The 15,926-nt window shown below is 39.1% G+C and carries 8 protein-coding genes; all 8 read right to left on the bottom strand.

Translation table 11 applies throughout. The features are described 5' to 3' along the window. Positions 1-294 precede the first annotated feature (294 nt). The 8 genes from GD631_RS09215 to GD631_RS09180 all read right to left on the bottom strand — a co-directional run bounded on the left by GD631_RS09215 (position 295) and on the right by GD631_RS09180 (position 15,754). Complete coding sequence (locus tag GD631_RS09215; protein WP_185911610.1) at positions 295-1,956, bottom strand: IS1182 family transposase; 1,662 nt, start codon at positions 1,954-1,956, stop codon at positions 295-297. Positions 1,957-2,714: 758 nt separating this feature from the next. Next, a complete protein-coding gene (locus tag GD631_RS09210; protein ID WP_143259151.1) occupies positions 2,715-5,387 on the bottom strand; it encodes a family 78 glycoside hydrolase catalytic domain in 2,673 nt (890 codons plus the stop codon). A gap of 9 nt (positions 5,388-5,396) precedes the next feature. Then, positions 5,397-6,803, bottom strand: coding sequence for an SGNH/GDSL hydrolase family protein (locus GD631_RS09205; RefSeq protein ID WP_143259150.1), 1,407 nt, complete (start codon positions 6,801-6,803; stop codon positions 5,397-5,399). Positions 6,804-6,848: 45 nt separating this feature from the next. After that, entirely contained in the window at positions 6,849-9,938 is a 3,090-nt protein-coding gene (locus GD631_RS09200) for a discoidin domain-containing protein (RefSeq protein WP_143259149.1), read from the bottom strand. A gap of 48 nt (positions 9,939-9,986) precedes the next feature. Further along, entirely contained in the window at positions 9,987-12,326 is a 2,340-nt protein-coding gene (locus GD631_RS09195; protein WP_143259148.1) for a GH92 family glycosyl hydrolase, read from the bottom strand. A 9-nt stretch (positions 12,327-12,335) separates the two neighbouring features. Next, a complete protein-coding gene (locus GD631_RS09190; RefSeq protein ID WP_143259147.1) occupies positions 12,336-14,909 on the bottom strand; it encodes a glycoside hydrolase family 38 C-terminal domain-containing protein in 2,574 nt (857 codons plus the stop codon). 12 nt (positions 14,910-14,921) lie between these two features. Then, a complete protein-coding gene (locus GD631_RS09185) occupies positions 14,922-15,152 on the bottom strand; it encodes a hypothetical protein (protein WP_008650696.1) in 231 nt (76 codons plus the stop codon). 77 nt (positions 15,153-15,229) lie between these two features. Beyond that, positions 15,230-15,754: an RNA polymerase sigma-70 factor gene (locus GD631_RS09180; RefSeq protein WP_004312117.1), complete on the bottom strand. Its 525-nt coding sequence runs from the start codon at positions 15,752-15,754 to the stop codon at positions 15,230-15,232. Positions 15,755-15,926: the final 172 nt, after the last annotated feature.

Raw genomic sequence — 15,926 nt, 5'->3', positions numbered from 1 at the left:
TCCGGTCACTCATAAAAGAAGAATAAACAGACCGGAGGAATATTGTGGAATTTCAAACACCAATCCTAACTTTTTACCTATATCTATTGAACTTTATACTATGAACGCTTGAAATTTGAGAAACCACTAAAGAGAAATTTAAAAAGAATCATATAAAAATAATAATCAAAGCGATTAACTTTAAGTCCATTCACAGGACAATTTTCCTAAAGTTAATTTTGTTTCTGAGGTTGTGTCAAAATGCTGACACACCCTCTTTTTCATATTTTATAGTCCTGGTATATTCTCTTTTTTCTATGCCGCGTTTTTTTGATTCATTTGGTAACAAGTTGCTATATTCCAATTGTCCTTTGTTACAAATAGCCCAATAAACATAAATTTAACAGCTTTGATGAGCCGCTTTCCTTCTTTTATCAGTTTAGCACACATCTTTTTGATATTAAAAGCTATAGCAAAGAATGCAAAGTCCATCGTAACCATTTCTTCTCCAATATGCCGGAACCGGCGGTATGCCATGTTGTATTTCATTTGTCCAAACACAGCTTCGGGCTCTATGCACCTCCTGCCTCTATGCTTGAGACCTTCTTCTGAGAGCAATCTTTCCCGTGCCTGCTGTTTATATTGGTTTAATCTGTAGTTGACTTCTATAATACGATTCCCCCGTGCTTTAAAGCAACTACCGCGCAAAGGACATCCTTGACATCTTTGTGCTTTATACCGGCCGCTTTCGGTGATGTATCCGCTTGCCGTTTTGTCATGTTTGGTCCCTATACGGTTCATATGCTGCCCCATAGGGCAAACGTAATAATCCTCTTCTGCATTGTAATAGAGACTTTCCGCATGGAACGGGTTGGGAGTATAACGGGGACGCTGTTCTTTATGGAAGAAGTTGTACTTAACAAAAGCTTCTATCCCGTTCTCCTGCATGAACCGGTAATTTTCTTCCGAACCGTAACCGGAGTCTGCCACACCGATGTTGGGCAAGCGGTTATAGCGATTTTGGAAGGAGTGGAAGAAAGGGATGAGGGTCAGTGTATCGGTAGGGTTAGGAAACAGGCTGAAGTCTATAATAAATTGGTTTTCAGTACCTATTTGCAAATTATATCCGGGCTTGGTCTGCCCGTTCTTCATGGCGTCTTCTTTCATGCGCATGAATGTGGCATCAGGATCGGTCTTGGAATAGGAGTTACGTTCTCCAAGGGTATCAAGGTGGCTGTCGTATTCCATAAGCTTGTCACGATACCCTTCAAGTTCCCTGAGTTGTTTCTTCTTTTCACGAAGGGCTTTCTTCTGCTCCTTATCCTTTGTTGCAGGCTGGCGTTCCAGGACTTCTTTAAGTTCATTCACTATATCAGAGAGCATGGCGGGAGTAAATTCAACTGAGGTGTCTTTTACCGAGTTCTCTTGTGCGATAGTTTCATCCACCTGTTTCAAAAGGATGCGAATCTTGTCCAGCAACTTCGCACGGTGCTTTTCAACACTCTTGCGCCAGACAAAAGTATATTTGTTGGCTTTGGACTCAATCTTAGTGCCGTCGATATACTCCACGTCAAGACTGATGAAACCTTTGTCGGCAAGAACAAGAACCAACTGGGTGAATACATGATTTATCTCCTCCTTTACACGGTTACGAAAACGGTTGATCGTGATAAAATCCGGATGCTCATTACCGGAAAGCCAAATATAATGAATGTCACGAAGAAGAAGCTTCTCTATTTTACGGCAAGAATAGATATTGTTCATGTAGGCATAGATAATCACCTTAAGCATCATCTTAGGATGATAAGGACAACGCCCGTTGTCCTTATACAGCTTCTTGAAGGTATCAAGATTGAGATTATCAACGACAGTGTTGACTATGCGGACCGGATCGTTCGCCGCAATATTTTCATCAATTCTTTGAGGAAAAAGAACTGTTTGGTTGGGAATGTAAGGACGAAAATGTAACTTTGCCATAACGAAAACTTATGCCTAAAGATACTAAAACTTTGGGTAATAACAAAGCCCGGGCTTGAGAAAGTCTGGGCTTTGCGTATAAAAAAAGGTTGTGCCAGCATTTTGACACAACCCCGTTTTTAAATGTATCAATAAAAAATTCAGCCGCCTCTAGAGAAGATTTTTCATTTTCATTTCTCATATTCTCATAGGTGACTGATAAACAGCAAATAATCAAATAAATAGCTTATGAGAAATACTTTCTAAGACGGCATTTCTCATAATACACCTTCTATTTTAGCTTAAAATTCACCTTATTCTCATAGCATTTCAGAGTATTTCTCATAGTTAAATACTATACTTCTCCTTTTTTTCTGGTTGAAGATAAACTGTAGTTCCGATTGTCCCATATATTATGGGAAAATGTTCCCTAATATTATGAGAATTTATTCCCACAAAATAAGAGAATCTTTTCCCTGTTAATAGGGAATACCTTCCCACAATATATGGGACAAGAAGAATATGTACTTCCCTGATAATCGTTGACTAGTTGCTTCTTTATTCTTGTATAGGTTGATTGGAAAAACACTATGAGAAATGAATCCAACAAGTATGAGAAACAAGGTAAAATATGGGGTATTTAACGGAAAAACTATGAGAAATGCCGTCTTATAAATCATTTCTCATAGTCTATCCTATTAGTTTTCTGCCATTTATGATTAATGAATGAGAATATGAGAAATGAAAATCATAAATACACTCTAGTAGGGGGCGCGTATCTATTTCAAATTAAATAGAAAATCATAATGCCCTGCTTCTACATCAACAGTCTGCTTTTTAACACTCACTTTCTTTTCATTCATTTTATATGAGACAGCATTATTGGGGATGCAAACTGTAGCCGTTGTTCCGGCAGGAACTGTCAATTGAAGATTCAACTGATTATCATCTTTCAACTTCCAATTAACAGCAATTGTGCCATAAGGTGATTCTTTCGTTACTTTTGCCCAGGTCACACCGTTTGGTATTTGAGGATCGACATAGAAGTGACGATATCCAGGTTCAGCCTCGTCAAGACGTATTCCTCCTACAGCCTGATAAAACCAAGTACCAATTCCATTGTAACAATTGTGCACACGACTTCGTTCTCCGCTCCAATATTCCCAAGTCGCTGTCGCACCATGATCAATCATATACAGATAACCGGGATAATCACGTTTCTTCATCATTTGATAGAAGAAATCCACTTGTTTATTCCGAACAGCCCATTCAGTCAAAATAGGCACTCCAACCAGACCAACAGCAATATGTCCTTTATATTTTTCTTCGGTCATCGTAACGACATTCTCTTTCACTTTATTGTACAAAGAATCAGGTACAACACCTACCAACATAGGATAGCACATATCCAATTGTGAACCGGTAGAATAGATTCCTTCATCCGCACGGTAGAACGTCTGATGAATCAACTTGTTGAGTTTTTCTCTACGAATAGCAAACTCTTCCGCCTCTTCTTTGTTTCCTAATGTTAAGGCTGTCTTATACATAGTGCTCAAGCATTCGCTGATAAAACAGTTACTTACCAAATCCACTGAAGCCTGATTACCTGCATCTACTCCCATGGGTGCCAGCCAATCACCCAAATACCAGTCACGGTATTTGGTATCGGGCCAACGTTTCAGCAAACCATCTACTGTATATTTATCAACATACTTAAACCACTCTTTCATCTGAGAATAATATTTCTTAATCAGTCGGGGATCACTATAGTTGACATACGTTCTCCATGGAGCTTGTACAAAGAATCCGCACCAATACGGACCGCCGCCACCGGCACCCGGATTAGGACCAACATGCGGCAAACTTCCTCCTTCACGCATAGAGTCTCCCCATGTTTGTACCCAGTTTTCAAAAGTAGGAGCTACATCGTACATCGTTTGCAAAGACATCGTTGAGGAGTTTCCATCACCACCATATCCAGCACGTTCCAAATGCGGACAGTCTACCATATATCCACTAAAAGTCAGACATTTCATCGTATACTGAATCATTTGATGAATAGCATTCAAGTCGGCATCCGAACATTCAAAAGTTGCGGTCTGTTTATAATCTCCATAAATCTGCAGAGATTTCATAGCACCTGTTTCCGGTTTCTGAGGAAGATTGGAGATGCGCACATATCGAAAAGCGTGATGATTGAATTTATTTCTGAAGTATTCTCCTTGCTTACCACCAGATATATAAATATCACTTTCACCTTGCTTGTCAAATTCACCGTCTTTCGTCAAATTATCACTATATTCCATAATAACTTCATGACCTGCCGGCAATATAGGCATTTGCATCTCAAACCATCCGGTCTGAACCTTCCCCATATCTACCAGCCAGAGACTTTCACCTAGCTTCTTTACAGAAACAGCCTGCAAAATCTGATGTATCTTGTTTACCTCACACATTTGAGGGGAAGTGATATGATCGGGAACATTCACTTTCACAACAGGAGTCCATTTCATTTTATCTAAAGCCTGTGTTGAAAGATCTCGCGGAAGAATCCTTCCATCCACCCTCTCACCTCCAAACTGCAAAGCACGCCAAGTACCTGTATCCGAATAGCCACTTTCACGCCCGTTCCATGATCCGTCTGTCTTCGTTCCCACTTCCCATTTACCATTTTTCAACACATCCAATTCTGCTTTTACCAGCGGACCTTCATAAGCTGCTCCGAAAGTCGTCGTTTTATACCAACCTTGTCCTAGCCAGATAAGCAAATCATTTTCTCCTTCTCTTAAATAAGGAGTAATATCATAAGTAACAATTAGTGAACGTTTAGATAAATGTGATACAGCAGGGGTCAGAACATCTTCCCCCACCTTTTTTCCATTGACATAAATTTCGTGATAACCTAACGTATTTACATGTAGGAAAGAAGTCTCGCCCTGAGTCAATTTCACTTTTTTGCGAAGAATAGGAGCACAAATCTTACCACCTTCAACAGAAGCCCCTATATATTCTCCTTTCATCTGTGACTGATCCAAGATGCCAACTCCAAAACGGGCAACAGGACTCCATGATGAAGCTTGTTTTTTAACATCCCAAACACGTACCCGCCAATAACACAAAGAACGAGAAGTTAAAGTCTTCCCTTGATAAGGTACCATAACCGAAGTTTTGGATTTCAATTTTCCGGTATTCCATAAATCAGCTTTATCCTGCACCAACAGAATACTATCCGAAGCTACCTGTATTTCATAATAAGTTTGCCCGCCTTTCCAGCCGTCCCCCTTTAACTTCCAACTGAAGTGAGGAGTCACATTATCAATCCCCAAAGGATCAATAAGATTCTCACATTTTAATTCCGCCAAATAGAAATTCTCATTTCCATATACTATCATCGACAGACAACAGAAATAACAAATCAAACCTAAACATAACAATCGTTTCATTCTATTCATCTTCTATTATTATTCAACTCTTGTCAGCCTCACTTTATGAGTGACAGGTTTATTGATTTTATAAATTGTTTCAACGAGACTCTTCATATAATTGCTCCAAACCTCCCGTATTTCGGGATTCATCGCTTTTATATACCAGTCGTAGCTCATCCTAAGAAACCCGTCTTTAGGTAAATATTCTTTTAGCTTATCGATAGCCTTCTGATCATCAGCAAACAGCAATCCTTCTTTTTTCAGGAATGAATATTCGGTCCACAAGTATTCTCTAAAACGTTTCTCCACTTCAAACCGTTCTTCATTCAGATACATGATTTTCGCAGCTTGTTGATATTGGGGAGTATTCGGGTAATCTGCCAAATTCACTCCATTCGCCAACTTTTCGGATGAGAGATTGTCTATAAACTGATTGTCTATAGTTAACCGATACATTCCTTTCTCTAAATTTGTTACCTGAAAACATTCCTGATTAAACTCTTCCATAAATGGAACCAACTGCATTGCATCACGTTGTGACCTTTTATTTCCCCAGCCACTTCTAGAAATAGAGTCCAGCGGATAAGGAAGAGCATACGCCAGATAATCAAAAGTCAGATCAGCTCCGCTCTTTTTTAGTTTTGAAATCTTACAGTTCTTATGGGTTATTACAGATGAATGATATGCATCAATAGATACTGATGACACTTCATCCCCAGCCAGTCCCTGTGCTTTCAGAAACAAATAGGCCATGACCATCTGTCCGTCATTATCCGGATGAATTCTATCTATCCTGCAGAAAGTAAATGTAGAATCTGCCTCCTGCTCTTTTCTGCTTATCTCACGCATCGGTTGGTTAAAATCAACAAAACCCCAGTCATTCTTTTTAGCCGATGTACGTTGGGCATCTATTATTTTTAAAATGGCGTCATTCTTATTACGCAATATAAAATTATTAAACTTGGAAGTCTCATCATAAGGAGAACTACCAATCAATACTTTCTTTATTTTATTTTTAGCCAGTAAGCGTTCTTCTATTTCCCGATAGCTTTCCAATGACTTTGCAATCCGTTGTTCCGACAGTTCTTTTGCATTGTCTTTCATGTAAATATCATAACCGGTATCATTCATACCGAAAGTCAGAGTCACATAAGTTGGTTTCCTGTTGAAAACATCATAGTCCAAGCGATCCTTCATATCCCACGCACTCTCTCCACCAATTCCGGCATTCATGATAGTAATCGGTTTATCCGGAAAACGAGTCATGTAATACAACCAGATAAATGAATGATAATGTCCGCCGTGAGTAATGCTGTTTCCTACAAATACCACACGTTCCCCTTCCTCAAACCGGGGTATTGTTGTTTGTGCCTGTAAGCAATCACAATTTATACAAACTAAAGATAACAACAAGAGTATCCTCATTTTTAGTCTATTAGCCATTTTCTTAATTCTTTTAATCAAACCATAAAGATAACCGTACAACAATCAATCTGCTATATCCAGCTTATTCTTCTCTGCTTTTCCATACTGTTTCACCAATACACTTACGCCTCCTTTCAACAGTTCGGGAGCCGCCTCCATAGTGATAACCTTTTCTTCGCCCGGCATCAATGTCACATAATTATCGGACATAATAATTGGAAGTATTCTTTTCTGCGTAGCCTTATTAACAAGCCTCACCCGATTAGCAAAAGCCACAGTCCCGGAATTATTCTTTACAGCTATCTTCATCGTCCCATCAGACATCGATTTATCCACCAATCGGCAAGATAAAGCGGCTTCCGGAAGTGTATTCAGTAATGTATAGTCAAGATCTCTCACACCATTCCGCCAATAAAAGTTTTCAGAGATTAGATTACCTTTGGCATCTGTCAGTTCCAGTTTGATAAAATGAAGCGGAGTCAGTTCTTCTATCTCTTTTGATTTCTCACCATAAATTTCGAATTCGAACAATGAATATCCGAACTGTGTAGCACGACTGATGCCTTCCAGTTTCACATAACGTGCTGTAACTGGTTCCAATTCAATCTGTTCAGTACCACCTCTTCCATCTTTGTTGGCATAAACGGTTTTCCACTCTTGCGCATCATTCGATACTTGCAGTTCGTATTTCTTAGCACAAGCTGCCTCCCATTTCAAAATAACCTTTTCTATCTTTTCTTCTTTACCAAGATCTATGTATATCCATTGAGGATCACTGTATGCACTTTCCCAACGACTTCCCGCTCCCCCATCAGTAATCATTGAAGCACTTTTAGAGGCACCCGTTGAAGAAGAAGCTACGGCCTTCTTTCCATAAGCCAGATTGAAAGGGTTAAAGTTCAAAGAGAATGCTTCTGCAATGTTGCTGGCTGCCACATCGACCTGCTTTGTCTGTCCGTAGGCCGATATTTCTTTTCCATTCAAGTCGTAAATTGTAGCATTAGCTATTGCACCCTTCAAGTCCTTTGCTGTAGTATTTATTACTTTTATGTTGTTATTGGAAGCATTCCATTGGATATGTAAAGGTTCACAAGCCTTTTTTGCTCCCCAATAAGCGCCTGTAGGATCGTAATAATAGTCATAAGTTTGCCATACAAACGAAGGATAAGCAGGATGACTCATCCAGATCAGAAGTCCGGCAGCATCATTCCACATCTTATCGTTCCAAGCCTCATACATACCTTTCATCACTTCAAGATTCAACATTTGCGCTTTTTCGCAAAATTCTTCCAGTCCGGATGATTCTCCGTACTGTGTGTTCACTGAATTCTTGTAATTAACCGGGTTGGCATTAGATGCTTCCTTACCGAAGAAATGTTTGTTCCATACATTATCATCATCATTTTTCAACTGCTCATCAGTAGGCAGAGGCCACCAGTCTTTTTCTGGAATAAACTCTTTGATGCTTTCAAATGTCGGGAAAGTGGCAGTTCCTATTTCTGTACGCATACCGTAACCGTGATCAATGCCGTATGGATAAGCCGGTGTATTAAATGCCAGATTACTGCCTGAAGTTTCAAAATGATGTCTTGGAGGTTGATTTCCCCACCAACCACTTCCGGACAATCCATCCTGATTGGAGCAAGATTTATACATACGGTCATTATTGTCCTCCTTCGCAATCATTTCACGCAGGTAATTATCCAAATCAGGTGCCGGATGCGTTTCATTAGCTCCACACCAAATAGCAATGGAAGGATGGTTTCTGAGGCGTCTGACTTTATCAAGGGCATTCGCCTTAAATGCTTCCGGTTGCGCCACGTCATTGTATGCTACATATAACCAGAAATCATTCCATACCATAATTCCATATTTATCACAATAATCATAAAACTCATCATCAGTAACACAACCTGTCCATAGACGGATCATATTATAATTCATCTCCTTATGAAGTCTGATTTTCGTTTCATACTCCTTACCCTGACAACGAAGCAGATACTCGCTCATTCCCCAGTTACCACCTTTCAGATAAATTTTCTGTCCGTTGATAAAGAATGTAAGAACAGGATATCCCACTACATTATCTACCATTTTATACTCATACTTCTTGATACCGAATGTCAGATCTTTTACATCTGACACTTTTCCATCTACAGAACAAGTCAGCTTACAAGTATAAAGATTGGGATCACCATAACCATTCGGCCACCAAAGTTTCGGATGGTCAACGACCAATTGCGCTATGTCATCTTTGTTTATAGATAATTTGGCTGTTGTTCCTCCTTCTACCCGAATGTCTTTAGAGAAAGATATGTTCCCCGGTTGAATCACTCCAGACACAACGACTTCTTTGGGGGAAGAAGAAACATTCTTAATATCCGTTGAGACAGAGAGCTCTGCTTTCTGCAAGGTCGGTAACTCTGAACGTACCCAAGGATCTTCCATCACTACATCTCCTGTTACCACAAGATAAGCATTCCCTGTGATACCAGCCAGACGCCCCGGTACGTATGGCATCCAGTCCCATCCCGCACCAGCCAGATAACTGGGACTACATGCAACTCCATACGGATCTTTAGCCTTACGGGTCTTTTTCTGGTCGGGATCGGTAATCAGAACAGCAATCACATTCTTACCGGATTTCTTTATCAGATTGGTCACATCAAACTTCGAACGTAACATGTGACCGCTTACATCTTTAGTCGATGTTTTTGTTCCTGATATCTTCTCGCCATTAAAATAAAAATCGGCAAAGCGGTTCGTATTGTCGAAATGAAGCCATACCCGCTTCCCCTTCGAATAAGAAGACGGGAGTTCGAATTCTGTACGATACCAAAACGGGCGGTTATAAAACGTTTCGTCTACTTTATAAATATTATCGGCATAATTAGGATCAGGAACGATTCCTGCTTCAACATAAGCAGTAAAAACTGTTCCAGGAACCACACCTTTAACGTAATCAGACATTTTAAATCCCAGAGTAGAAATCTGCTCTCCGGTTATGTTCTCTAAATCTGCCTGGGGTTTCACTTCCCAGATAATCCGAGGATTAGAGCTGTTCAAAGACATCCACGTACTCTGCTCTACACACCCTGTCTGGATTAGAGCAAATATAACCGATACAATGATAAGCCCAAGTTTATTCATCATACTATCAAGATTTTAAAGTAACAATTTGTTTTAGAGTATGTTATTCAATCAAATTCCCCACTCAATATTAGGTTTATCACCCATAAACAACTCCAATGTACCTCCGGCTGCAATGTCCACAAAATCAAGATAACATTTATTGTATTCCTGACCGTTCAACAAGGCCTTTTGTATATAGACGTTATTTATACTATTATTATGAGCTATCACCGTGAATTTCTTCCCTGTATAATAGTTAGGATCGAGATTGAACTCTACTTTATCAAAGACCGGGCTTGTAATCTCCATACGTGTATTCCCCGGGCAGGAAGGATGAATGCCGGAAGCTGCCAACACATACCATGCCGACATTTGGCCTACATCTTCATTGCCAACGATCCCCTCTACTTTATTTGCATAAGCCTTTTCACAGGTATAGCGTGTCCATTTTTGAGTATACCAGGGAACTGAAAGTTGATTGAACAAAAAAGGAACGAAGTGTACTGGTTCATTCGCATGGTTATAATATTCATTCCACAACATATTAGAAGGAGTTTTATTAAAGAAATCTGTTAAATCCTCAATAACTCTCTCCTTGCCACCCATCAAATCCACCATTCCCGGAACATCATGAGGCACGAACCAACCTTGCTGATAAGAGTTTGCTTCTATACACCCATACCATTCTTTAAGACGTGCATTCTCCGGCCATTCTACCCATGTACCATCTGCTTTGCGAGGACGGAACCACCCCTTTTCTTTATCAAAAATATGATGATATGCCTGTCCCTTTTCATAGAAACATTTGGCATCGTCTTCTTTTCCCATAGCCTTCGCTAATTGAGATACACACCAATCAGTATAAGCATACTCCAAAGTTGTTGAAATACTCAATGGTTCCGGAGCATACCCCAATGAATCATTACCAAAACGACGTGATGTGTTAACGGCATAACGATATGCTTTCTCTGCATCATACGTACGAATCCCTTTGATATAAGCATCTGCCAAAACAGACAAAGCAGGATTTCCCAACATACAACCGGAATAGGAATTCAGCAATTCCCAACGCTCATAGTATTCGCGCCCACTCTGATCTGCCATAGTAATCAATGAGTTCAGTTCATCACTTACTAAACGCGGATTAATTATAACCTGCAAAGGAAACTGACTACGAAATACATCCCATCCACTGAATATAGTACGTTTTGTAAAGGTGCTGTCAGCCGTATGTATTTTATAATCACCACCGACATAACGCCCGTCGACATCTGTATAGATACGAGGATCAATCATCGTATGATACATGGCAGTGTAGAATATCGTTTTTTCATCATCTGTACCACCGGATATCCGGATACGACTAAGTTCTTTATTCCACAATTCAGTGGCTTCCTGTTTTACTTGTTCAAAGCTTTTAGAGGCTATTTCTTGTTCAAAGTTATTTGCGGCACCCTCCATATCAACAAAAGAGATACCAACTTTCATCTCTACAGTCTCTCCCTCCTTCGTTGGAAATTCTGTAAAAAAGCCCAGATGTTTACCCGTCAGTTCTTTCTTGTCTTTTATAACCGGAGCTTGTGATACATGAGTCAAATAAGGAATACTCACTACTTCATCACGTTTCCGAATCCAATGTTCGGGAATATCTGCACTCCAAAAACCATAGTCTGTCAAAGGTTTACTAAATTGTGCATAATAATAAACGGTATAATCGGCTTTACCTTCACCATTACCCCATCCACCGCCATCGGGCGTACACTTCATCCATCCTTGAATGGTGTAATCATCTACAACTTTAATATACTGGGAAGTAGATGTTCCCCCTACTCTACGGGCTAAATCAATCTGAATACGCGATTGATCACTAGAAGGATAAGTAAAATGTAAAATTCCACAATGCGGTGTCGCGCTACTTTCTACTTTTATATGATAATCAGTCAATTCTACCGAATAATATCCTGCCTTAGCCGTTTCTGTAGCTTTGTTATAAGCCGAACGATATCCTTTTATACTATCATTATTCTCTTTACCTGCGACTTTATATAATTCACCAGTTGTAGGCATCACAAGAAAATTCCCCAAATCACCAAACCATCCCACACCACTCATCTGAGTAAAGGCAAATCCTTCGATTGTCTTATGTTCATCACTGTATCCGGAACCATTATCGCCTCCCGTTATTGTATTAGGACTAACCTGTACCATACCATAAGGAGTTGTGGCTCCGGGAAAAGTTTTACCTAATCCATGGTAAACTCCGGCAGCCCCTACACTAGTACTGGCACCAATAAACGGGTTTACATAATCAGTCGGAACTAAATCTTCCGATACAGTATTGGTTGATGAGCACCCTGTCATCCAACCCAAAAAGCAAACAATTAAAAGATTAGCAGTCGCTTTATACATAATAATAATCTAATTATTTTTAATCAAACTAAGAATGAAAGTCTTAATACCAAAACGAGGCATTGAAATCACTATTTCCGATTTGCCGGCACGTGTTTTTATCTTCTTTCTTTCGATACATTGTCCATTCAAATCAACTTCCTCTACACCGGATAATGGCATATCAATAGTAACCTTTTGTAATCTTTCGTCCCCTTCGGAATTGAACAGGCGCAATAGTACCTTTCCATCTTTCATTTGAAGAGCGCTCACTTGATAACCGGTATTCTGTAAATCAATAAATGATTTCGATTCCGGTTTTGCCACTGGATAGCAAGAATACAACAATGGTTCATTCCAACAATCGCTATCATCTGCGATTGATGCTTTGTCCCATTTGCCACGATGAGGTATAATTGCATACTTCATTCTCAAAGGGTGTGTTATTTTATAATCAGGTCCCCAAAGTCCTCCACCCGAATATTGAGCAGTCAGTCCTAGCGGATAGTCCTCTCCATAAGAATAAGAAGTAGTATGGTCTGATAATAAAGCCAAAGCATAGTCACCTTCTTGTTCAGCCAAGTCAACCCAATGAAGTATAATATTATGTTTGATTTGATCCCAAGAACCAAAGAAAGTATCAGTCAGTTTGCTTTCGCATACGTCAAACGGTGCATTTTTATAAACACGGGGAGAATGTAAATCAGTCGGGAATAATACACTTAGTTTAAACCGATCGTCACAATAAGCCCGACGATTATCACGCCAACGCTCCTCTTTATATTCACCAATACCTACATTATTTTTCCAGTCAACTGTCAAATCAAAATCAATTCGTCTCGTTCCTTTAGTGAGAGTGATTACCTGTGTAAACGGATGGGAAGCAATCTCACCCTCTATCTTTACTTTTTGCTCATATACATTATCCCTCACTACTGTCAGCCGAGCCGGAGTTTCTCTAGAAGAACGAAATTTGCCTTCTTCATAAAAAAAGCCTCGCAACTCCCCTAAAGCATATTTCTCCATTTTACCTGCAAAATCCTTATTCCCTTCTTTTTTAGCTATCAGGCTTTTTATGGTTCCTCCCTTTGATAAGTCAAAAACAATTTTATACATATCATTTTCAACCACGTATTCCTGTTTATTCACCTTATTATTTTCCGAAACGAATCTACTCTCCGAAGCCTCTTTCTTACCAGCTTCTTTCTTTTTTATACAATACGTGGAATAACCAAAGGGAGGAATCTCTGCCTCAAAAAATAATCTTATCTCTTTACCTTCATTTTCTACAAAACAACCTATATCTTTACCTTTCCAGTCACAAACACTTAAATCCGCATTTTCAGATTCCGTAGGCAGAAGAACCCTTACGATTTCCTTTCTTCTCATTCCTAATGTATTAAAAACACGTATATATTGCTGTCGAGCATTATTTTGCGGAATAAACTTTTCATTAAAGCTCCGCATAGATGCCTCAATAATTCCATCTGCAATATGATTGGTACTATCTGTCCATCGCTTAATCTGATCAGCCCATGTTCCTTTTCTATTCAGTCCATTATAAGGCACAATCCACGAATCATGATGTTGTGCCAGCATCAGCGTACGCCAAGCCTCATCCATATCTGCCTGTCGACAAATATATTGATTCTCCAGATAAGCCATTACAGACATTTTCTCTGCCATGACAATTCTATTTTCTGAAGCGCGTACTTCTTGCGCTATTTTTTGCAAAACCTGACTTCCCCACATAAGATTCACATGTATATCTTCCTGTGAAAAATTCCAGTTATCATCCGTTTTTCCGATGGAGACATTCTCAATGTAATCTCTCCATGTCATATATATAGAGTTATTTTTTGTGTTCTTTCCACTTCCCAGCCATGGGCCGTTCTTCCATCCCGCATCCTGAAAACACATACCAACAGGGTGTTTGATACCTGCGTTACGGCAATCTTTTAAATAAGCATCCGAATTTCCCCAAGCAGTTGTCTGCCAAGTTGATCCCGGCTCCAGTTTTTCACAAGCATATCTGGGAACAGTCAATATTGCAGTCCCGTCCGGTCCCACCCAATTAACCAATTCTCCGCCATAAGCAGCAGTATACCCTCCCCAACAGGTGTTGGGACATTTTAATACAGCATATTTAAAGCCGAATTGTTTAAGGATTTGTGGCAAGCAGCTTGTGAAGCAAGGTTCTTCTACCGAATAGGTTACAAAATCCACCCCCGGAAAATGTTTGTTTATTTTAGCAATACCATATTGAAACTGTCTTATTATACTCTCTCCCGAGATATTATAGCAATAAGGCTGTGCATAAGTAGGATTCGTAAACTCTACCTGATTACTAGTAGCCATCTCTTTAAAACGCAAATAAGCCTCCGGAGTCTGCACTCTGACTGTATCCCATGTTTCAGGCTCTATCTCCATACAAATCCGCCAGTCCGGATGCATAGCCAGCTGATCCACAATGAATTGAGTTTTCCACTTTACCGGATAATGGCCATATATCCCGCCATGATACCCATCAACAAAATAAGCTTGTTGAGAATAAACATTTGCATAAAAGAAAACAGTCAGTAATATGATATAAATTTTATTCATGGTATCCTAAACCTATTTATCTTTGTGTTGCTCCATTCTACACATAAATTCATATAATTTATGTTGGACAACTTCTTTATTATTTTCATATTCCGGAGATATCCAATCAACGAGTGCCAGCAAATTCTGATTTTCTATAAATTCTTCCTTCAGCCTTTCGTTGTTTTCCACTTCTATGAGAAACTCTGTTTTTTCATCAGAAGTAAATTCATCCGCAAAATATTTATTCAGACAATTCTCCATATACACAGTCCTTTTTTATCAAAGAACGATTATCTCAATAAATACCCCTAAAAAATACCGATAAAATCATTAAAAAGTTATGCAGCCAATGTTACATTGAGTTTTGCTCTCAACTTTTTCAGTGCTATTCCCATCTGACATTCCACTGTATTTACCGAAATGCCCAAACGTTCGGATATTTCCCTATACTTCAATCCTTCCATGCGACTTAACAAAAATATGTCACGGCATCTTTTAGGCAAACTATTGATAGCATCCCGTATCAGGTTCTCCATCTGATTTCTTTCTGATATATCATATACATCAAAACGATCCAAAGATTGCAATTTCAGATTCAACTCAATTTCAAAAGAAGCCTTCACATTCTCGACATACTTTTGCTCGAATACTTTATGCTTTAAATAATCCAAACATTTGTTTCTCACAAGTCTGAAAAGATAAGCATTCATATTCTCAATATGATTCATTGACTCTCTCTTTTCCCATAAGTCTGTAAACACATCTTGCGTTATGTTCTCAGCATCCTCTTCCGACATCACAAATTCTTTTGCAAACCGAACTAGTTTGGGATAATAAATAAGATACAATTCAGAAAAACTCATAGTTGTGTGTTTCTTTAGATTAGTATTCAGTTATCAAAAATCTTGTGATGCAAATATAGAGATGAAAAAAGCCTACTTCTTAATGGAAGTAGGCGGGAAAGTAAACATTTTAAAGACTATTATTCACATATACATTTAATAATCAACATTTTAAATCAATACCATTTTTTAG

It is taken from the genome of Bacteroides luhongzhouii (assembly GCF_009193295.2).
Taxonomy (GTDB): Bacteria; Bacteroidota; Bacteroidia; order Bacteroidales; family Bacteroidaceae; genus Bacteroides; species Bacteroides luhongzhouii.
Note: the sequence above shows the minus strand (reverse complement) of the source record. Positions and strands in the feature narration are given on the sequence as shown.